At 39.4% G+C, this 19379-nt stretch carries 14 protein-coding genes and 3 pseudogenes; 2 read left to right on the top strand and 15 right to left on the bottom strand.

The features are described 5' to 3' along the window. The first annotated feature begins 238 nt into the window (after nucleotides 1-238). A pseudogene (locus tag H7T98_RS05755) lies at nucleotides 239-1488 on the top strand (ISL3 family transposase). Between the two features lie 344 nt (nucleotides 1489-1832). Here H7T98_RS05755 and glmS read toward each other — a convergent pair. Beyond that, nucleotides 1833-3650 carry a glutamine--fructose-6-phosphate transaminase (isomerizing) gene (gene glmS, locus H7T98_RS05750; protein ID WP_022496548.1) on the bottom strand — a complete coding sequence of 606 codons (1818 nt, stop codon included), beginning with the start codon at nucleotides 3648-3650 and terminating at the stop codon, nucleotides 1833-1835. 635 nt (nucleotides 3651-4285) lie between these two features. Then, nucleotides 4286-5258 (bottom strand): annotated as a pseudogene (locus H7T98_RS05745) (transposase); the annotation flags it as partial. Here H7T98_RS05745 and H7T98_RS05735 point away from each other — a divergent pair. After that, nucleotides 5250-5732: pseudogene (locus H7T98_RS05735) on the top strand (transposase); the annotation flags it as partial. The pseudogenes H7T98_RS05745 and H7T98_RS05735 overlap by 9 nt on opposite strands. Before the next feature lie 353 nt (nucleotides 5733-6085). Here H7T98_RS05735 and H7T98_RS05730 read toward each other — a convergent pair. The 13 genes from H7T98_RS05730 to H7T98_RS05670 form a co-directional block, all read right to left on the bottom strand. Continuing rightward, complete coding sequence (locus tag H7T98_RS05730) at nucleotides 6086-6448, bottom strand: PTS glucitol/sorbitol transporter subunit IIA (RefSeq protein ID WP_195520192.1); 363 nt, start codon at nucleotides 6446-6448, stop codon at nucleotides 6086-6088. Between the two features lie 94 nt (nucleotides 6449-6542). Next, on the bottom strand, nucleotides 6543-7523 hold the full coding sequence (locus H7T98_RS05725; RefSeq protein ID WP_022496544.1) for a PTS glucitol/sorbitol transporter subunit IIB: 981 nt from the start codon (nucleotides 7521-7523) through the stop codon (nucleotides 6543-6545). A gap of 16 nt (nucleotides 7524-7539) precedes the next feature. Continuing rightward, nucleotides 7540-8082: a PTS glucitol/sorbitol transporter subunit IIC gene (locus H7T98_RS05720; RefSeq protein ID WP_022496543.1), complete on the bottom strand. Its 543-nt coding sequence runs from the start codon at nucleotides 8080-8082 to the stop codon at nucleotides 7540-7542. Further along, on the bottom strand, nucleotides 8079-8576 hold the full coding sequence (locus H7T98_RS05715) for a transcriptional regulator GutM (protein WP_022496542.1): 498 nt from the start codon (nucleotides 8574-8576) through the stop codon (nucleotides 8079-8081). Before H7T98_RS05715 ends, H7T98_RS05720 begins: the two co-directional genes overlap by 4 nt. Beyond that, on the bottom strand, nucleotides 8576-10402 hold the full coding sequence (locus tag H7T98_RS05710) for a BglG family transcription antiterminator (RefSeq protein ID WP_079119902.1): 1827 nt from the start codon (nucleotides 10400-10402) through the stop codon (nucleotides 8576-8578). The genes H7T98_RS05715 and H7T98_RS05710 overlap by 1 nt, the downstream gene beginning before the upstream one ends. 62 nt (nucleotides 10403-10464) lie before the next feature. Further along, nucleotides 10465-11265 (bottom strand): SDR family oxidoreductase, encoded by an 801-nt coding sequence (locus tag H7T98_RS05705; RefSeq protein WP_022496540.1) that lies wholly within the window; start codon nucleotides 11263-11265, stop codon nucleotides 10465-10467. Nucleotides 11266-11449: 184 nt separating this feature from the next. After that, the gene (locus H7T98_RS05700; protein WP_022496539.1) at nucleotides 11450-12799 is read right to left on the bottom strand and encodes a glucose-6-phosphate isomerase; all 1350 of its coding nucleotides are present in this window, start codon (nucleotides 12797-12799) and stop codon (nucleotides 11450-11452) included. A 103-nt stretch (nucleotides 12800-12902) separates the two neighbouring features. Continuing rightward, entirely contained in the window at nucleotides 12903-13718 is an 816-nt protein-coding gene (locus tag H7T98_RS05695) for an endonuclease/exonuclease/phosphatase family protein (RefSeq protein ID WP_037600399.1), read from the bottom strand. Between the two features lie 97 nt (nucleotides 13719-13815). Beyond that, nucleotides 13816-16002 (bottom strand): PTS transporter subunit IIBC, encoded by a 2187-nt coding sequence (locus H7T98_RS05690; RefSeq protein ID WP_201061458.1) that lies wholly within the window; start codon nucleotides 16000-16002, stop codon nucleotides 13816-13818. A 153-nt stretch (nucleotides 16003-16155) separates the two neighbouring features. After that, complete coding sequence (locus tag H7T98_RS05685; RefSeq protein WP_201061456.1) at nucleotides 16156-17094, bottom strand: AEC family transporter; 939 nt, start codon at nucleotides 17092-17094, stop codon at nucleotides 16156-16158. 163 nt (nucleotides 17095-17257) lie between these two features. Continuing rightward, nucleotides 17258-18070, bottom strand: coding sequence for a metal ABC transporter permease (locus tag H7T98_RS05680; RefSeq protein WP_037598920.1), 813 nt, complete (start codon nucleotides 18068-18070; stop codon nucleotides 17258-17260). Further along, a complete protein-coding gene (locus tag H7T98_RS05675) occupies nucleotides 18063-18770 on the bottom strand; it encodes a metal ABC transporter ATP-binding protein (protein ID WP_037600153.1) in 708 nt (235 codons plus the stop codon). Before H7T98_RS05675 ends, H7T98_RS05680 begins: the two co-directional genes overlap by 8 nt. A gap of 1 nt (nucleotide 18771) precedes the next feature. Then, entirely contained in the window at nucleotides 18772-19215 is a 444-nt protein-coding gene (locus H7T98_RS05670) for a zinc-dependent MarR family transcriptional regulator (protein ID WP_037600147.1), read from the bottom strand. Nucleotides 19216-19379: the final 164 nt, after the last annotated feature.

The raw sequence follows: 19379 nt of genomic DNA, 5'->3' as shown, positions 1-19379 counted from the left end.
CGTCCGAAACGTTTAGAATAAAAGTTCGTAAATTAAGCTACAAGAAATCATTAATGGAGAGTTTTAGCCTACAAATGGTTAAAAAAAGACCAGCCAAAGCTGATCTTATCTGATTACGGCTCTATAATTTCTGTAGTGGGTAAAACCACTATAGAGATTATAGAGCTTTTTGAGTATACACAAAAAGTCCCATAAGAACTATAATGAAAAGCGACGAAACTACCATTAGGAAGAACTTATGAGACCTATTAAGAATACCACAGAATTAATCGGAATTAAAGACCCTAACATCATTATTTCTCTTGTTTTTGAAACTGATACTCATATCGAAATTCATGCAAAACTGGATTACCCTGCACCACCATGCCCACATTGCCAAGGAAAGATGATTAAATATGACTTTCAAAGACCTTCTAAAATCCCTCTTCTAGAGCAAGCTGGAACTCCGACACTACTACGTCTGAAGAAACGTCGCTTCCAGTGTAAAAGTTGTAGGCGAGTCACGGTCGCTGAGACATCAATCGTTGAGAAAAATCACCAAATCTCAAACCTTGTCCGACAAAAGGTTGCTCAACTTCTAACTGAAAAGCTATCATTAACGGATATTGCCAGAAGACTTCGTGTATCGACATCCACTGTCTATCGTAAACTTGACCAGTTTACTTTCAAGGAGCATTATGACAAACTCCCAGCTGTTATGTCCTGGGATGAGCTTGGGTTCAAGAAAGGTGAACTCGCTTTTGTGGCGCAAGACTATGAGACCAACAAACTCATAACTATCCTCGATAATCGCCGTCAAACCACTATTCGAAACTACTTTTTGAAGTATCCGTTGAAAGCTCGCCAAAAGGTACAGTTTATCACGATAGATATGTCAGGAACTTATATGCCACTAGCTCGAAGACTTTTCCCTAACGCCAAAATTGTTCTTGATCGATTTCACATTATCCAGTACCTTGGACGTGCCTTTTTAAAGACAAGAATTGCGATTATGAACCAGTTCGATAAGAAGTCACTACCTTATCGAGCCTTGAAAAATCACTGGCGACTTTTTCAAAAGGACAGTCGTAAGCTATCTTGTAACTCATTTCACTCGAAGACATTTTGTCAAACCTTAAGCCCACATGAAGTCATTGAGAAGACATTGGTCTTTTCAGAAGAGCTCACCGACTACTATACTCTTTATCAGCTTTTGCTTTTTCACTTTCAGGAGAAGAGAGTAGATGAGTTCTTTGAGCTGATAGAGGAAAATAGAAGCAAGGTCAATCACTATTTTCAAACGGTCTTTAGGACTTTTCTTAGACACAAGCAATACATCCAAAATGCACTAGAAACAGACTATTCAAACGCAAAACTGGAAGCTACTAACAAGTTGATTAAAGACATCAAACGGTTGGGCTTCGGTTTTAGAAACTTCATCAACTTTAAGAAACGTATCTTCATCACTCTAAACATAAAAAAAGAGAAGACCTATCTGGTCCTCTCTAGATGTTAGCTTTTCGCCACCCACTACAGTTGACAAACATACTAAGATGAGTAGTGAGAAAATCTCCAACCAGAGAGTACTCACTACTTTTTCGTTAGGTTAAAGTAGTGGGGTCTTGTAAAATTGTAGTATAGCGCTATACGTCACTTGACAAACTGGCAAGAAACCTTGATCAAAAATACCAGGAAAGGTATTTTTTAGCATGCCTTTTTATGGCTCAAAAATTGTTAAAACTAAGACAATAAACTCAGAATAGTACTGTCTTATCTCATTTTTAACTTAAAGCTTTGATAGACTTGATAAATGATAAAAAAGAGCTAATAAAATTTAGAATGCGGAAACTAACTTACTCAACTGTTACTGCTTTTGCAAGGTTTCGTGGTTTATCCACGTCAAGACCCCGTTGTAGAGAAGCATAGTAAGCAATCAACTGAGTTGGAATAACCATTGAGATCGGTGATAAGAATGGATGTACTTGATTGACAATAATATCATCATCAGCTTTAGCTAATTTTTCCTCAACGACTGTTAAAACATTAGCTCCACGAGCAGCAACTTCCTGAATATTACCACGAGTATGAGCAGCCACAACTTCACTTGCAGAAATTAATCCTAAAACTGGAGTACCATCTTCAATCAATGAAATTGTACCGTGTTTCAACTCACCCGCAGCAAAGCCTTCACATTGAATATAAGAGATTTCTTTCAACTTCAATGATGCTTCCATAGCTACATAATAATCATTTCCTCGACCAATGTAGAAAGCATTACGAGTTGTAGCCAACAAGTTCTCAACTTTCTCAGAAATCATATCTTTTTCAGAGAGAGTCGCTTCAATTGACTGAGCAACAATTGATAACTCATGCACTAAATCAAACTCAAGTGCTTCTTTCTTGCCATTTGCTTCACCAACAGCTTTCGCAAGGAAAGCTAGAGCCGCAATCTGAGCAGTATAAGCTTTTGTAGAAGCTACAGCAATTTCAGGCCCTGCATGTAAAAGCATCGTATATGTTGCTTCACGAGAAAGCGTAGAACCAGGTACATTGGTAACAGTCAAACTAGGGATTCCCATTTCGTTAGCTTTCACCAAAACTTGACGGCTATCTGCTGTTTCACCTGATTGACTAAGCAAAACAAACATTGGTTTTTTGCTCAAAAGTGGAATGTTGTAACCCCACTCAGATGCAACACCTATTTCAACTGGTGTATCTGTCAATTTTTCAAACATAGCTTTTGACGCAAAACCAGCATTATATGAAGTCCCAGCTGCTAAGATGTAAATACGATCTGCTTCTTGTACTGACTTGACAATAGCTGGATCAACAGTGATATTTCCTTCATCATCTGCATAGGTAGAAATCAATTTACGCATTACAGTAGGTTGCTCATCAATTTCTTTCAACATATAGTAAGGATAAGTTCCTTTACCAATATCAGAAAGATCAAGTTCAGCTGTATAAGTACCGCGTTCAATAGCATTTCCTTCATAATCGGTAACTGTGATAGCATCTTTGGTCAGAACAACCAACTCTTTATCGTGAATTTCCATAAATTGACTAGTTTCACGAATCATAGCCATGGCATCTGAACAAACCATGTTGTAACCTTCACCAACACCAATCAAAAGTGGAGATTTGTTTTTGGCAACATAAATCGTATCTGGTGCTTGAGAGTCAACAAGAGCAAACGCATATGACCCTTGGATAATATGAAGAGATTTTTTTAAGGCTTCAAGAACTGATAATCCATCTTCGTCAACGAATTTACCAATCAAGTGAACTGCAATCTCAGTATCTGTCTGACCTTTAAATTTGTGTCCTTGCAAGTATTCTTCTTTAATTTGGAGATAGTTTTCAATAACTCCGTTATGAACTAAAACGAAGCGCCCTGTTTCCGAAGTATGTGGGTGAGCATTATCCTCAGTTGCTTGACCATGTGTTGCCCAACGCGTGTGACCAATACCAGTTGATCCCTTAACATCGGAGCTAATTTTAGCACGAAGATCTGCAATACGACCAACTGATTTAACTAGACAACCTTTATCTGGGGCATCAGTCACATAAATACCTGCTGAGTCATAACCGCGATACTCTAACTTTTCGAGACCCTGTATTAAGATATCCACTGCATTACTATTTCCAACAACTCCAACAATTCCACACATTAATTATTACCTGTAGCAACTTTTAAATTACTATCCCTTTCCTACAAATTGGTATAGTTCAATATCCTATTATTGAACCGAACAAAGTCATTATATACCTAGTTTTATTAGTTGTCAACAATTAAATTGGTATAGTCATAAAAGATGACTATCTTCAATTTGTCAAGTAAAAACTTATTATCAGATAATCTAAATCAATTTTTCTTAACAACTATTTAAATGAATAAAAACGAAATTTGTTATACCACTTCCAATTAAACTCTATTTTCCTTTAAAGAACAAAATTTCGCTAATAATTCAGATTTTTTTATTTCTGTGATTTGTAAAACCACTGTAGAGATTATAGAGCTTTTTGAGTATACACAAAAAGTCCCATAAAAATTGTACTGACCCCAAAAAGTTAGACAATTAATTTATCCAAAGGATTTAGTTCTGTATTGCACAGGACTGAGTCCTTTTCTACCATTTGTCAAGCATATCAAGGCATTTGATAAAAAAATAGATTGAATTACATAGTCAAACTAAGGAGTTTGTCTATTTTTGAACTAAAGTTTAGTGTAAAAAGTGCACGCAAAAACAACACCTTACCTAGTGGTTTTTTGATAAGGTGTTACAATCATATGGCATAAACAATTTTACCGATTTTGGGTAGAAGTATAATCGTAAAGCTTGTTATGTGTTATGAGGTAATACATTGTTCTAATGAGACGATGTGTAGAGGCAATCGTGTGTGGTTTGGTTGAAGTCACTTGCGATTGTCTTTTCCGTTTCTCATAGAAGTCTGCTATATGACAAGGATTGGTGTAGCCAGCTGAAGCTATGTTATGAATGCACTTAAAGAGAACCTTTATGGCATAGGGATTCCCACGTTTGGTGATATGTTCCTTTGCTAGAAAGTCCCCAGATTCATAGTGGCTGAGGTCAATGCTGATCAAAGCATTGATTTGATTGGCAGAATGAAATTGACGAATGTCACCAAGTTCGCCAATAATACTTGTCGCTGTGGTTTCAGTGATTCCAGGAATAGAGAGAAGAATCTCGTATTCTGGCAAAGGTTGAGCCAAAGTTACCATCTCCTCTAAAACGCCTTGTCTATATTCAGAAAGCCTAAGTAACTCCCCTGCATAGTATTTGATCTCTTCCATCATTGGAGAGGTTTTCTTGACCTCACAATAAGACTGATTAGCTAGTTTTGTAAGCTTATCTACTAAGTAAGTCACACGTTTTTCAGAGATGCGTTTTGCCGTAGACTGACGGATGATAGCTGTTAATTCGGCGTCATCTAACTCCAGTACAAAACTATTACATGGAAAAGTCATGACCAAGTTCCAATATTGTTCCCACAGTTGGTGAAGATAAGATGTTTTACAATTCAGGAAAAGAGACCTGTAGAACCTTGTGCAGACGATTTTTAGCGCAGAAAATATCCCCAGTAAGATTCTGATAGAAATGGCTGAGGTCGCGTAATTCTTGATAAAGCACTTCTTGGACATAGCTTGGTTTACGATTGAGGATGAACTGAGACGTAGCTAGTTTTTCAGCGTCAATCTTATCTGTTTTACGTACTCGTAAGCTATCTAGTTGTTTTTGTGATTCTAAGGGCTTGAGCAGATTATCAGTCAGGCTTACCCATTAGCTAAACAACAACGTTGCTTGATTCATATTAGTCGAAATCTGGCTAGTAGGGTGAAACGATCTGATCGAGCGGTTATTCTGGGGTAATTTAAAATGATTTATCGTGCTGAAAATTTAGAAATGGCAGTACAAGCTTTAGAGGACTTTATCGCCGAATGGAAACCAAAGTATAGGAAAGTCACGGAAAGCCTGGAGAAAACGGATAATCTTTTAACTTTTTTTCAGTTTCCCTATCAAATTTGGCACAGCATTTATTCGACAAACCTCATTGAGTCTCTTAACAAAGAAATCAAACGTCAAACGAAAAAGAAGGTTCTTTTTCCTAACGAGGAGGCTCTGGAACGTTACTTAGTTACTTTGTTTGAAGATTATAATTTCAAGCAAAGTCAACGAATCCATAAAGGGTTTGGACAATGTTCTGACACACTTGAAAGCTTATTTGATTAGCACTCTATAACTCTACTTGAGTGTTTACACAAAATTATTGACAGTATCATAAAGTCGAAATCAACCTCTGATTCCAATTGGCGAAGAAAGTGATCTTCTGGGACCAATTCGTCTATCGTATAGAAGCCATATTGGCAGCGATGATAATCAGGTTTTTCTTTGTGAAACATAGCTAGCACCTCACAACTTTTCTTACCTCTATTATACAACTTTACAAAAAGAAAAGCCCTTAGAAAAGTGTCTTCTAAGGACTTTGTCTTCAATCCGAACCTCCCCTAAGGGAGGCTGCGTTTAGTTTTAGGCTGCTGCTTTGATAGTTTACAGGATTTGATTTTCTATCCTACTTGAGCTACTTAGAAAATCTGAATGGTAGAACCTTTCTCAATTACTACTGCTTGGTCTGCTGCAACATGGAGAGTGCCCGGCAGACTGCCCTCTTTTGAACCATCAAAAGAAATAGTGATATGGCCCAGTCCAGTTAAATTTTTTTCTACTACATTTCCCACGGCAGTAATCGAATATTCCTGATTATCTACCACCAGCTTGCCGCCTTCTAGTATTGAACCTAGCAGATTTTTGTTATCAATCTTAAAACAATACTCTGCTAAGTCTTCCGGAGCTTCTTCTCCAAATAAAATGAGCATATTAGCGTCTTGAATCATATTCTGAGCTTCAGGTCCCACTTGAATTACTTTAGCTTCAAAAATTTTCTTCATCTAATTCCGATCCATCCTTTCTCTAATCTTTCATGTTCCTAATAGATAAGTTTAAGATACTATTTTTTATATGTGTGCACAACCTAACCATGCTCTACTGATAAAGACCAATACTAGCGACCCAAGCTACTAAGACCCGAGGAACACCATTGAGAAAACGTGAATAGAGAACAGAAGGGACACCAACCTCAACAGTTTCAGCTTTCGCCTCAGATAGCCCAAGTGCTACAGGAATGAAATCACAGCCATTTTGAGTGTTGATAGCAAATATAGCTGGCAGAGCCATTTGAGGCGGAATATTTCCTTTTCCGATTTCGACTCCAATTAAGGTTCCGATAATCTGACTGATAACAGCTCCAGGGCCCAACAAAGGAGATAAGAATGGCAAGGAACAGATAAAGCCAATCAAAATGAGTCCCCAAATGTTCCCAGCTAGAGGAACCATTAGTTTTGCCAGCCAATTTCCAACACCAGAACCCTGAATAACCCCAATTAGTAAAGAAACAAAGGCCATGAAAGGAATAATAGTATTGAGCATTGTTTGGATGGCTTCACGAGCAGCCTGGTTGAAAGTCGCAACAACCTTACCAGCCCCCATCCCAATTCTTGCTACAATACTTGTTTCTGCTTTTTGTTCTGTGATTTTTTTACTAGTATCGTAAGTTGGTTTTTCAGTAACCACCGTTGTCGCTTTTTCATCTTCATTAGCAGCGGAAATTTGATCAAGACCAACTGCTGATACATAGATTTCCTCTGTAATATACTGAGCTAGAGGTCCGCTTTTACCTGTAGCGACAATATTGATCGTCGGAATCCCCTTCTTAGGATAGATTCCACAGCGAAGAGTTCCGCCACAATCTACAATTGCCAAAGCAATTTCCTCATCAGGAATAGATGTTTTAAATCCATTAACAGCTTCCATACCTGTCAAATCAGCAATTTTATCCACAATATCTGGCTTTTCTCCGCCGCCAGTGATATAGATAAATTTATGCTTTGCCTCACTAGGAGTAATGACCAAAGGTCCTCCGAAACCGCCATTTCCTTTAACAACTTTTATACTCTTATATGACATAAATTCACTCTTTCTATCAATCAAATGTTTTACTCAAGGTAACCCCTTGCTGTTTCGCAACATAAGCAGTTGTAAAATCTGTTACCCAGCCACCTACAAAGTTCATGACAATCCCAACAAGCATGTAACGAATGGCTAAGTCCATTTGACTCAAGCCTAAAGTTTGAATCCCTGTCGCGATTCCCATCCATACAAACAATTCCCCAGGATTGATATGCGGAAATACACCATTTGAAGTGTGGCAGAACTGCATCTGAGCTGCTACAAAACTAGGTTTATAATATTCTGGTAAAAAACGTCCCATACTGATTGACATCGGGTTCCCCAGCATAAAGGCTGAAATGAAAGGTAAAATCATATACCGGCTAACAGGATTTTTGGCAGAAATCTTAGCCAGGGAATTGACCTTCTCTTCTCCCAAGAAAGCGATAAGGGTATTCATTGCAATCAATAGCATTAGGACAAGCGGTACAATATTTGTCATCCAGCTAATAAAGGTTTCTCCACCTAATTGGAAGAGTTTCATAAAATTCTCTGCAAATTTTGTAATGTGATTCATAAGGAACCCCTTTTCTTATTTTTTTTTAATAACTGTTTAATAGATAATTGTAAGTAATTCGCATAAAAGCCAAATCCCAAAAAAGAATCAGATGAACTTGTCTCTTTCTCAATACCTGCCTCATGCAAAAGATAGACTTTTCTAGCATCTTCTATGGCTGATTGCATCAACTTATTTTCTTTTCTCACAAGAGGATTATACTTGTCAAAATAATGGATGTCTTCTCCAACATAATCGTCCATATTTTGAAAACGCGCTAAGATTGTGACTCCTTGCATTTTGCTAGCTTTAAGAACCCGACCGTTTTCATCAACCGCGAACATGACAATCGTACCGGATTTGATTCTTCCGGACTTCCTGCCAATCGCTACGCGACCCAGTTTTCGGAGCATCGTATAGGTCTTATTGAAGTCTTTGAGTTGCTGCCAGCCGAGGAACATTTGAAATATATAAGCTGCCATTACAAATACGGCGAAAATTATTAGCGAATTCATTAAAATACTCCTTTGCTCTTAGAAAATGATAGAAACTCTGTCTCTGTTTCTACCGATCTCAATGCCTCTTTCAGAGAAGGCTCTCCTGCAATTCTAAAAATATCATCATACAATTCCAGTAATTCACTTTCCATTTTTGTTTCAATTTCTGAGGGAATGGCGACTAGAAAGATAAATTCAATCCATTCATCTCCTTTTTGATAAGGCTCTTCTAGTTTTCCAAACATTAAAATAGTCTTTGCATAACCCTGGTTAATTGTATGGGGGAAGGCAATTCCTCCACCAAAAATGGTTGATTGCTTTTTCTCCCTATCAATTATCCGTTCTATAAAACCTTTATCAATCATCTGAAGTTTCCCTAACTCTGCAACCATATTTAGCAAGTATTGCTGATAGGTTTTTTGGGGGCTTAATCGAAGAAAGCGTAAGCTAACTGTTTCTAGATTTTTTTGATGAAAAGCATTGGCTTTCTGCCATTCTTCCTGCAGCCATTGATCATCAAAAAGATGATTAACTTGAATGACTGGAGATTTAGAATCTTTATATTTTAGAGGAACTGTCGTAAAAATCGCGAAATAGTCCTGATTCAATTCCACATTAAAATCCTCTTCAGAATACTGAGTAATGTCTACATCATTTCCAAGGACTCGTCTGAGTTGCTGAATAATCATCGCAGCGGTTCCTCTTCCTGTTGTGCAAACTACAGCTATCTGCTTGCGAGAACCCTTAACAGCAGAATTTTGCTTTCTTAAAATCATTTCAAAATACAAAGCCAGATATCCGATTTCAGATAATTCCAATTCTGAACCCAAAATTGCAGATAGTTCTTCTCCAGCAATTTTCGCCATTTCAAAAGCAAAAGGATATTGAGTTTGAACCTCGCCATGAAATATATCATTAGCTTGCACATGGAAAATCAGTCGATTGATTAAAGCGCCTAGATGAGACTTTATTTCTTCAAATAATTCTTCATCATCAAAGTGAACCAACATTGTTTCTTTGACTTTCTTGACAATCCCTTGAAAAATGTTTGCAACCTGTTCAGATTGATAAGACGGCTTGCTTAAAGTGTCAATAAAACGGACATTAAACGGAAAACACAAAAAGTCTATTTCAAACTGACTGAGGGAAATCTTATAAGTCATCTCAATATGATAGATTAATTTCTCAGCCAAAGGTGTCTCTGTTAAATCATTCTTATAATAAGGAATAGGACAATTCAACACCTTAGATGTATGAATACGTTCCACCATAATTGAAATGGTCTTTCGAAGGAGTTCCTGTGTTTCTTTAGGGATTTTATAGTCCTGGACTAGCGTCTCCAGAAAAGAAGAGGTTGCCTCAGTGAGTGTCCTTTCTTCAAAGTAAGGAGCCACTTGGTGAATATAGAGCAAGCGCAAATTCAGCTCGCTCCCCAAGACCTCCAGCCCACGGTTGGGCTTTCCTGAAATAGTAATAGAGTAACTCTCTGCCAAAGATTTTACTTGTTTTAAATCCTTATTAAGGGTACTTCTACTAACACCTACTTCCTCAGCCAAGTCGTCAATAAGAAGAGGGGAGGTTGACTCAATTAAACGTTTTAGCAAATAGGCAATTCTTTTACTGGAAGAATTGAAGTCACTCTCCTGTTTTAAACTACCAGATAAAATCCTTTCCAACTCTGTATAGTCATACACTTCCAACATTAACAGATCATCTTGTGAGATAATCTGGATATTAGGAGCCAAAACATCATTTAATTGTTGGATACTCTTTTGCAAGGTTTGCAAACTAATATCCAGTTCTGAGCGCATATCTACCAAGGAATAAGTTGGCTGCGAAACCATTTTGTCTAAAATATTATACCATCGATTTACTAAGGTCAACTCTCTTCCCCACCTTCATTGTTTTATCCGCGAGTTTTACCTCCGGCAATATTTGTAGTGACACCTGTTATATAGCTAGAACGGTCTGAAATATAGAACGCTACAAGATCAGCTACTTCACGTAGTTTCCCACTCCGTCCCAATGGAGTCGTTGAGGTTGAAGCATAACCAGCTCGAATATCTTCTACCGTCTTTCCACGGGTATAAGCAAGAGCTTCCTCATAAGAAAGAGTTCGAAGTCCCGTAGCTTCCATAATTCCTGGAGCAATTCCAACCACACGTACACCATGCTTACCAAGCTCTTTCGCCCATGAACGAGTGTAACTATAGACTGCTGCTTTTGTTGCAGCATAGGCACTTTGTCCTTCAGAACCTTCCAAGCCTGCTTCTGAAGCCATGTTCACAATTACACCTTTTCCATTTTTCACTAAAATACGTCCTACTGCCTGACTAACCAAATACAAACCTTTTTGATTAATCATTGTTATTTTTTCGAACGTCTCATCGTCCAACTCGTAAGGACCTTTAGGATTTTCTGCATCGATTAATAATCTAGGTACATTAATCCCCGCATTATTGACTACCGCATCAATATTGCCAAATCTTTCAACTATTTTAGCGACTCCTGCTTCTACTTCAGAGCGAGAAGTTACATCAACTTTTACAAATAATAGATTCGGGTGACGCAAATCGTTGTCGCTAAGATCAAAATTCGCTACATTGACTCCTAATTCCAACAATTCTTCGACTATTGCCTTACCAATCCCAGATGACGCACCCGTCACAAGAACTGTTTTGCCTTTAATGTCTAACCAATCATTCATTTTGATACCTCTCAAATTTTATTTACAAGGCAATTATACAGCGCTTTCATAAAAGAATTAAGACACTCTTTTTTACACTGTTCAAAAAATTAATAAACTAATTAAGAGGCTTGTACTAAAAAATCCACTAGAAATGAACTTGTGGATCTTTTTATATTCTAAATGAACTCAAAGCATATGAGAATCAAAGACGTGCATTCAACTCAGCACCAAGCTCTTCAAAGCCTGGTTTACCAAGCAAGGCAAACATATTCTTCTTGTATGCTTCCACACCTGGTTGGTCAAATGGATTGATACCATTCAGGTAGCCAGAAAGAGCAATAGCTAACTCAAAGAAGTAAATAGTATAGCCCAAAGTGAACTCATCTTGCTCAGGCAGGGTCACAAACATATTTGGCACTCCGCCGTCTGTATGAGCTAACAGCACTCCATCTGTTGCTTTCTTATTGACAAAGTCAACATCTTTTCCTTGCAGATAGCCAAGGCCATCCAAGTCTTCTGCTAATTCAGGAATCAACACATTTTTGCGAGGCTTATCTACACGAATAACTGTTTCAAAGAGGATACGAGTTCCTTCTTGAATAAATTGCCCCAAAGAGTGCAGGTCTGTTGAGAAGTTCGCTGAAGTTGGGTAAATACCTTTTTGGTCTTTACCTTCTGACTCACCAGCCAATTGCTTCCACCATTCTGAGAAGTATTGCAATGATGGTTCGTAGTTAGCTAGAACTTCTGTCAGATAACCTTTACGGTACAAGATATTGCGTACAACTGCATATTGATATGCTTCATTTTCAGCCAACTTATCAGAAGCATAAGCCTTGCGAGCAGCATTTGCTCCTTCCATCAACTTGCTGATATCAGCCCCTGCAGCTGCGATTGGCAAGAGTCCCACTGCTGTCAATACTGTAAAACGACCACCAACACTATCAGGCACTACAAAAGTATCCCAGCCATTAGCATCTGCTTCAACCTTAACTGCACCTTTAGCGCGGTCTGTAGTTGCATAAATCCGTTTATTTGCTTCTTCCTGACCATACTTCTTAACCAAGAGTTCTTTGAAGACACGGAAAGCAATAGCAGGCTCTGTAGTTGTTCCTGACTTAGAAATAACGTTGACAGAGAAATCTTTGTCTGATACATAGTCTACCAAATCAGCCAAATAGCTTGATGAGATAGAGTTTCCAGCATAGAGGATTTGAGGTGCCTTACGTTCTTCCTTGCTTTGTAGATTTACAAAAGAATTATTCAAGAAATCAATCGCTGCACGTGCCCCTAAATAAGATCCTCCAATACCGATGACGATTAACACTTCACTATCAGATTGGATTTTAGCAGCCGCCTTTTGAATACGAGCAAATTCATCTTTATCATATTCTTCAGGCAGATTCAACCAGCCTGTCATTTCTGCTCCGGGACCTGTTCCGTTTCGTAGAGCATTATCTGCTGCTGTAACTTGTGCTTGCATGTATTCCACTTCATGTGGTGCAACAAATTTGTCTAATACTTTTGAATAATCAAATGTAATATGAGCCATTAGTTTCTCCTTTAAAAAAATCAATTCTACCCTTTATTCTACTCTTTTATTTATCTTTTGACAATACTTTTTACCCTTATTAGGTCAAGATAGGCTACAGTTACTATCTAAATGCAAGGTCTGCTTCAAGGCCATAGTGATCACTTACTAGAGGTTGATTGTTTCCATCAAAAATGACACTAAGGCGATTTACTGTCCACTCTTGGCTTGCAAAGACATAATCGATACGTAAAGGCTCTTCATTGCCCTTCCAGCCATCGATACCAGGTCCAACTGTATAGCTACCAGTTGTTTCTTTAGCTACTTCAAAACTATCTTGAAGATTGAGTGGGCTAGCCAAAATGGCTTGATAACCTTCGCGACCTGCTGGGTTGTTAAAGTCACCTGCTAGGATGAGTGGTTTTCCAATAGCTTTGAAACGTTCCTCAATACGTACCCACTCTTCTTGGAAACCTTTGTCCCACCATGAAAGGTGAACACTAGCAACAGCCACTTCTCGGCCATCTACAGTGGTTTCAGCAACTGCTACACGGCGTGTATGGTAGTCAGTTGGATCATCAACATCTGAAACCAAGATTTCGCTAGCTGTCAATGGTTGACGTGACAAGACGGCAACCCCTTCATTAAGGTGATCATAACCAATGTGATTATAAGCCCAAGTCCAATGGTATTGAAGACCTTCTTCAGCCAACTTTTCCACAAGAAGACGGACAAAGTGATCTTGGTGGATTGGTGTTGCTGATGGAAGTGCATGATAGTAATCATCCGTGTCTACAACAGAAGTCTCTATTTCTTGGTTAACTTCTTGGAAGCAAATAATATCATACTGAGCTTTAAGAATCTGTTCCTTTAAGGTTTGGAATTTCCCTTCTGCATCTTCTTCCATCCAACTGTGGGTATTTAAAGTTAGAAATTTCATAAGTTTATCCCTCTTCTGACTTGCATCTAGAAATGACATAGGGCCATTTACAAACAAAACAGCCCAAGGGCTGTCTGCTTGTTTATCGTTTAGCAAATTAAAGTTCTACTTTTGCAACTGGAGCGTTAGCAGCCAATTTACCTGTATGTTCTACTTTAACTGATTTGATTGCATCTACATTTGTAAAGACAACAACTGTAGATGTTTCACGACCTGCTTCACGGATAGCATCAAGGTTCGCTTCAACCAAGAGATCACCTGCAGCAACTGTTTGACCTTCAGTAACTTTAACGTCGAATGGTTTACCTTCAAGACTAACAGTGTCAAGTCCGATGTGAACCAAAACTTCAAGACCATTGTCTGTTACCAAACCAAGAGCGTGTTTAGTTGGGAAGATGCTTGTCACTTTACCAGCTACTGGTGAAACGATTTTACCGTTTTCTGGTTCTACAGCGAAACCGTCACCCATCATTTTTTGTGAGAATACTGGGTCTTTAACATCTTCGATGTTGATAACTTGACCATCAGCAACTGAATGTACTTCGTCAGTCACACCTTTGAAGGTAGCTTCTGCTTTTTGAACAGCAGTCATTTGACTTGGAAGTGTTTCAGGAATAACTTCACCTGAATCAAGAACGTCTTGAATATCAGATTTCAATACGTCTGCTTTAGGACCATAGATAGCTTGAACCCCTTGTCCTTTCATGACAAGACCCATAGCTCCTTCAGCTTTCCATTGTTCTTCAGTTCCGACTTTATCAGCATCTTTAACAGTAACACGGAGACGAGTCATACATGCGTCAACGTCGACGATGTTAGCACGTCCACCAAGAAGGTTGATGATATTGATAACTTGTGAGCTTGCTGAGCTTGTTCCAGCACCTGCTGATCCAGCAGATTCTGATGGAGAATCTTCACCTTGCTCATAGTTACCGTTACGTCCTGGTGTAGCGTAGTCAAATTTCTTAATCATGAAGTTTGCGATGAAGAACATGATAACACCAAAGAGTACAGTTACCCAAATGAAGTTAACGATATCCATCGCCAAACCAGCGTTAATAGCAAGTGGTGTACGTGTCAAGAACTCGATAGAACCGAATGAGTGAACACGAAGGTTAACGATATCAGCCATGGCAAAGGCACATCCTTGTACCAAAGCATAAACGATGTAAAGTGGAGTAGCCACGAACATGAACATGTACTCGATTGGCTCTGTTACCCCTGTCAAGAATGTTGCAAGTGCAGTTGCAGTCAACATCCCTTTGTATTGATGTTTTTTATCATCATCGACGTTACGATAGATGGCTACTACGATACCCATCAAGATACCGAATGAACCGATCATTTGACCAACTTTAAAGCGGGCTGGTGTAACAGATTCAAGAAGGTGTTTGTATTGTTCTGGGTGTGCACCTTTAAGGTTTGCAAGGTCAGTAACCCAAGCAAGCCAGAGTGGGTCTTGACCCACTACTTCAGTACCTTTAGCGGCACCAGTCAATACGTGGTAAGTACCACCCAATTGAGTGTAGTTAATTGGGATAGTCAACATGTGGTGGAGACCAAATGGCAAGAGAAGACGTTCCAAAGTACCGAACAAGAACGGTGCCAAGATTGGAGCAGTTTCTTTTGAGTTGGCAATCCACATACCGAAGCCGTTGATTCCTGATTGGATAACTGGCCATACGATAGCAAGGACGATAGCTGCGATAGCTGAACGAAGAATAACTACGAATGGTACGAAGCGTTTACCATTGAAGAATGACAAAGCTTCTGGCAATTTACGGAAGTTATAGTATTTGTTGAAGGCAGTAGCTCCGATGAAACCAGAGATGATACCTACGAACACACCCATGTTGAGGGCTGGAGCTTCCAAAACACTGATGAAGTAATCAGATACCTTGATTGATTGACCAAAAATGGTGTGGACTGTAGCAGCTTTATCAGCAAGAATATCTGAAGTAACACCAAAGATTGAACCAGTCAAACGGTTAATCAAGATAAAGGCAAGACCTGCCGCAAAGGCACCGCCTGCACGTTCCTTAGCCCAGCTACCACCAATGGCAAGGGCGAACAAGATGTGAAGGTTACCAATAACCCCCCAACCAATCTGCTCAAGAAATCCACCAGTAATAACGAGTGGTGCCACGTTTGGATTAATCATGGCAACTGTTTTACCGAGAGAAATCATGAGACCTGCTGCTGGCATAACTGCGATAACAACCATGAGGGCTTTACCGAATTTTTGCCAGAACTCAAAGCCAAATTTTTCTTTTAGCTTATTCATTTCATTTCCTCCTACGTTTCGATGCAAACGTTTGCATAACTTATGTATTTATTATAGCATCTTTTTACGATTTGTAAAGCGTTTTCGTAAACTTTTTTTGAATTTTTTTACAAATTTAAAAACCCCCAGAAAACAGGGGTGACTTGATTATTTTCAAGCCATCAGAACCATCAAAATTGGGATGACAACCATGGTTGCAAGGGTAGTCTCAGTAACCATAACAGCTGCGTAATCACTATCAGCTCCATAGAGTTTAGCAACTACTGGAGCATTGGTCATGACAGGCATAGCCGACTGGATGATAAAAACTTGCTTCATCAAGGTTGGGAGGGGCGCCCAATATACGATGGTAGCCATCAAGAGAGGAGCAACCACAAAGCGTCCCAGCAAAATCAGTAACTGGTCCTTTTTAAGAACCAACTGCTTGACACCTGCATTGGATACTGACAAACCGATGAAAATCATAGATAAAGGAGTCGTCAAACTACCTAAATACTGCAAGTCACTGGCTAAAAAGCTTGGTAATTTAATATGAAGGATAACAATAATAAGGCCTAACATGAAGCCCATTAGAGGGGGTGAGAAGATTTTTTTCAGACTTGTTCTTAAATCAAACTCAGCGTCTCCTTCCCCATCACGTTGGATGAGGTAGGTCCCCAAGGTCCAGAAAAAGGTCGTATTGCACATATAATAGATAAGAACATAGGGAATACTAGCATCGCCAAAGAGGGCTTGATTGATAGGGAGCCCCACAAAAATGGTATTCGAATTAAAAAACATGGAAATAAAGAGACCACGACGCTCCTTTTTCACTGCAAAAATTCTAGCCACCGCTGTCGCAATCCCTAGTAAAATCACCATAGAAAGTGTAGGAAAACGCAATTCCGGCAACATTTTAAGTAGGTCTGCCGCTGTGAAACGCTGTGTAATCGTATAGAGCATATAACAAGGAAGGGCAATTTGAGTGACTAGCTTAGCTATAAGACCACGTGACTTGTCGTCAAACCAGCCTTTTTCACCCATTACGAATCCCACTAAAATCATACCCAAAATGACTAGGATTCCCGATATACTCGTTAGAAAGATTTCCATGTTTTCTCCTTTTTTGTTACTATTACAAATGATAGTGGATACCAGAGAAATATAATCATCATTTCTGCCTAGAAAGCTACCATTCTTATTTTAACTTTTCTCAAAAACCACTTTAGTATATCACAAAAAGAGCTTGATTTCTCAAGCCCTTTTCTTCTATTATCTATTCTGCTTTTAAGAGAGGTTCAAAGATTGATACCAGACCAAAGAAGGCGATAAAGATAAGGGTAATAGTGGCACTAGCTGGTGTTTCCCAATAATAGGAAATAAAAATACCAGAGAGCATGCCAACCAAACCAATACCAATAGCCCAGAAAATGACAGATTTAAAGGTTTGACCTATTTTCATACCAATAGCTGCTGGAAGAATCATGATGGTGGAAACCAAAAGTGACCCTGCTGCTGGAATCATCAGGGCAATCGCTATCCCTGTCACAATATTGAAGAGGAGAGACATGAGACGAACTGGCAAGCCATCCACATGAGCGGTGTCCTCGTCAAAGGTTAAAAGATACATAGGACGAATAAAGAGTAAGGTCAAGACCAGTACAATAGCCGCAATAACAAAGAGGGCATAGACCTGTTCAGAGCTAATGGTGATGATAGAACCAAAAAGATAGCTATCCAGACTCATGCTACTGCTACCCGCCTTGTTACTAAGAATAAGAGCCACTGCCAATCCCATTGACATGAGGATAGCCGTTGAAATCTCCATATAATGCTTGTAACTGACCCTGAGATATTCCAAGACCAAAGCGGCAATAACCACAACCACAAGGGTCATCCAAGTGGTTGATTGTCCCAAGAAAATCCCAACAGCCACCCCAGCTAGGGACACGTGACTCAACGTATCACTCATCAAGCTCTGACGACGAAGAATTAAGAAGAGCCCCAAAATTGGCGAAAAGATACTAATAGCAATCACGGCGAGAATAGCACGTTGCATAAAATCATAGGCTAATAATTCACTAATCATGTTTGTGCTCCTCTCCATCCTTTTCATGGACGTTGAAACAACGCCAAGGCAATTTCTGGTTACGAACCAGATGAATATTACGGTCTGTGTACTCCTTGACTTCCTCTGGGTCGTGGGTAATCATCAAGACAGACTTGCCATGCTTATGGGCAGAGTGGTGCATGAGTTCATAGAAGGTATTGGCTGTTCCTGCATCCATCCCTGTCGTTGGTTCATCCAAAACAAAGATATCAGGATCTGAAGCAAAGATACGCGCAATAACAGCACGCTGCTTTTGGCCACCTGAGAGATGTCCAATCTGCTTGTGACGATTTTCCCACATACCAACAGACTCTAGGGCACGTTGAACATGCTCCAAGTCGTGTTTCGTCAAACGACGGAACCAGCCCTGACGAGGATAACGGCCAGACTTAACAAACTCGTATACCGTGCTTGGAAAACCTGCATTAAAGCTGGCAATCTGCTGTGGAAGATAGGCCATACGAAGCTTTTTACCATCTTTGTTAATATCAGAAATCGTCACAGTCCCTTTCTTAGGCTTGAGAATTCCTAGGGTAGCCTTAATAAGCGTTGACTTGGCAGCTCCATTTTCCCCAGTCAGGGTCACAAACTCCCCAGAATCCAAATGATAGTGAATATTGTCCAGAACGGGCTCCGCATCATACTGGAAGCTCAGTCCTTCAACTGTAATATAACGCATCTTATTCCTCGATTTTTTCTGCTAATGTTGTCAAGAAACGTCCAATAACCTGACGCTCTTGATTATCGAACTGATCCAATACAGACCGATAAACCCCCAAGGTCTCTTGGTGGTGTTCCTCATGCTCTCGGGCTATGGGTTGAGCTTCTTGTGTCAAGACAAAGTAGGTCACGCGCCCATCATCCTTGTCTTTCTTAGCCTCCAACATGCCCTCTTTGACCAAGGTTTTTACCGCCTTGGTAACAGCAGCCTGACTGACATTGAGAGTCTTAGCCAACTCAGAATTAGTCTTTCGCCCCTCAGACAAAAGCATGAGAATATGCTCCTGGGTGTTGGTCAACTTAACCTGACTACGGCACTGACCAATAAGGAGCTCATGCTGATTCTCAGCCTTAAGCAAAATTTGGTTAATCAATTGATTGACTTGTTCTTCTAGTTCTAGCATTTCTTTCTCCATTTACTTAACCAGTTAATTATATCGAAAACACAGAGGTTTTGCAAGGGAAGACCTAGAAAAAGATTAGCAGTTCGCTGTCATCAATATCAGGGAAGAATAAGAGTAAAATAAAAACCTAACCAAGTTGGTCAAGTTTTCATTATGTATATACA

The organism is Streptococcus sp. 23.2 (genome assembly GCF_016648665.1).
GTDB lineage: Bacteria > Bacillota > Bacilli > Lactobacillales > Streptococcaceae > Streptococcus > Streptococcus salivarius_E.
The sequence above is the reverse complement of the archived record's forward strand: the minus strand, read 5'-3'. Positions and strand labels throughout refer to the sequence as shown.

Bases quoted from the DNA above. Each gene is read 5' to 3' on its own strand.
- glmS (WP_022496548.1), bottom strand. From the start codon at position 3,650: ATGTGTGGAATTGTTGGAGTTGTTGGAAATAGTAATGCAGTGGATATC.
- H7T98_RS05730 (WP_195520192.1), bottom strand. From the start codon at position 6,448: ATGAAGAAAATTTTTGAAGCTAAAGTAATTCAAGTGGGACCTGAAGCT.
- H7T98_RS05725 (WP_022496544.1), bottom strand. From the start codon at position 7,523: ATGTCATATAAGAGTATAAAAGTTGTTAAAGGAAATGGCGGTTTCGGA.
- H7T98_RS05720 (WP_022496543.1), bottom strand. From the start codon at position 8,082: ATGAATCACATTACAAAATTTGCAGAGAATTTTATGAAACTCTTCCAA.
- H7T98_RS05715 (WP_022496542.1), bottom strand. From the start codon at position 8,576: ATGAATTCGCTAATAATTTTCGCCGTATTTGTAATGGCAGCTTATATA.
- H7T98_RS05710 (WP_079119902.1), bottom strand. From the start codon at position 10,402: ATGGTTTCGCAGCCAACTTATTCCTTGGTAGATATGCGCTCAGAACTG.
- H7T98_RS05705 (WP_022496540.1), bottom strand. From the start codon at position 11,265: ATGAATGATTGGTTAGACATTAAAGGCAAAACAGTTCTTGTGACGGGT.
- H7T98_RS05700 (WP_022496539.1), bottom strand. From the start codon at position 12,799: ATGGCTCATATTACATTTGATTATTCAAAAGTATTAGACAAATTTGTT.
- H7T98_RS05695 (WP_037600399.1), bottom strand. From the start codon at position 13,718: ATGAAATTTCTAACTTTAAATACCCACAGTTGGATGGAAGAAGATGCA.
- H7T98_RS05690 (WP_201061458.1), bottom strand. From the start codon at position 16,002: ATGAATAAGCTAAAAGAAAAATTTGGCTTTGAGTTCTGGCAAAAATTC.
- H7T98_RS05685 (WP_201061456.1), bottom strand. From the start codon at position 17,094: ATGGAAATCTTTCTAACGAGTATATCGGGAATCCTAGTCATTTTGGGT.
- H7T98_RS05680 (WP_037598920.1), bottom strand. From the start codon at position 18,070: ATGATTAGTGAATTATTAGCCTATGATTTTATGCAACGTGCTATTCTC.
- H7T98_RS05675 (WP_037600153.1), bottom strand. From the start codon at position 18,770: ATGCGTTATATTACAGTTGAAGGACTGAGCTTCCAGTATGATGCGGAG.
- H7T98_RS05670 (WP_037600147.1), bottom strand. From the start codon at position 19,215: ATGCTAGAACTAGAAGAACAAGTCAATCAATTGATTAACCAAATTTTG.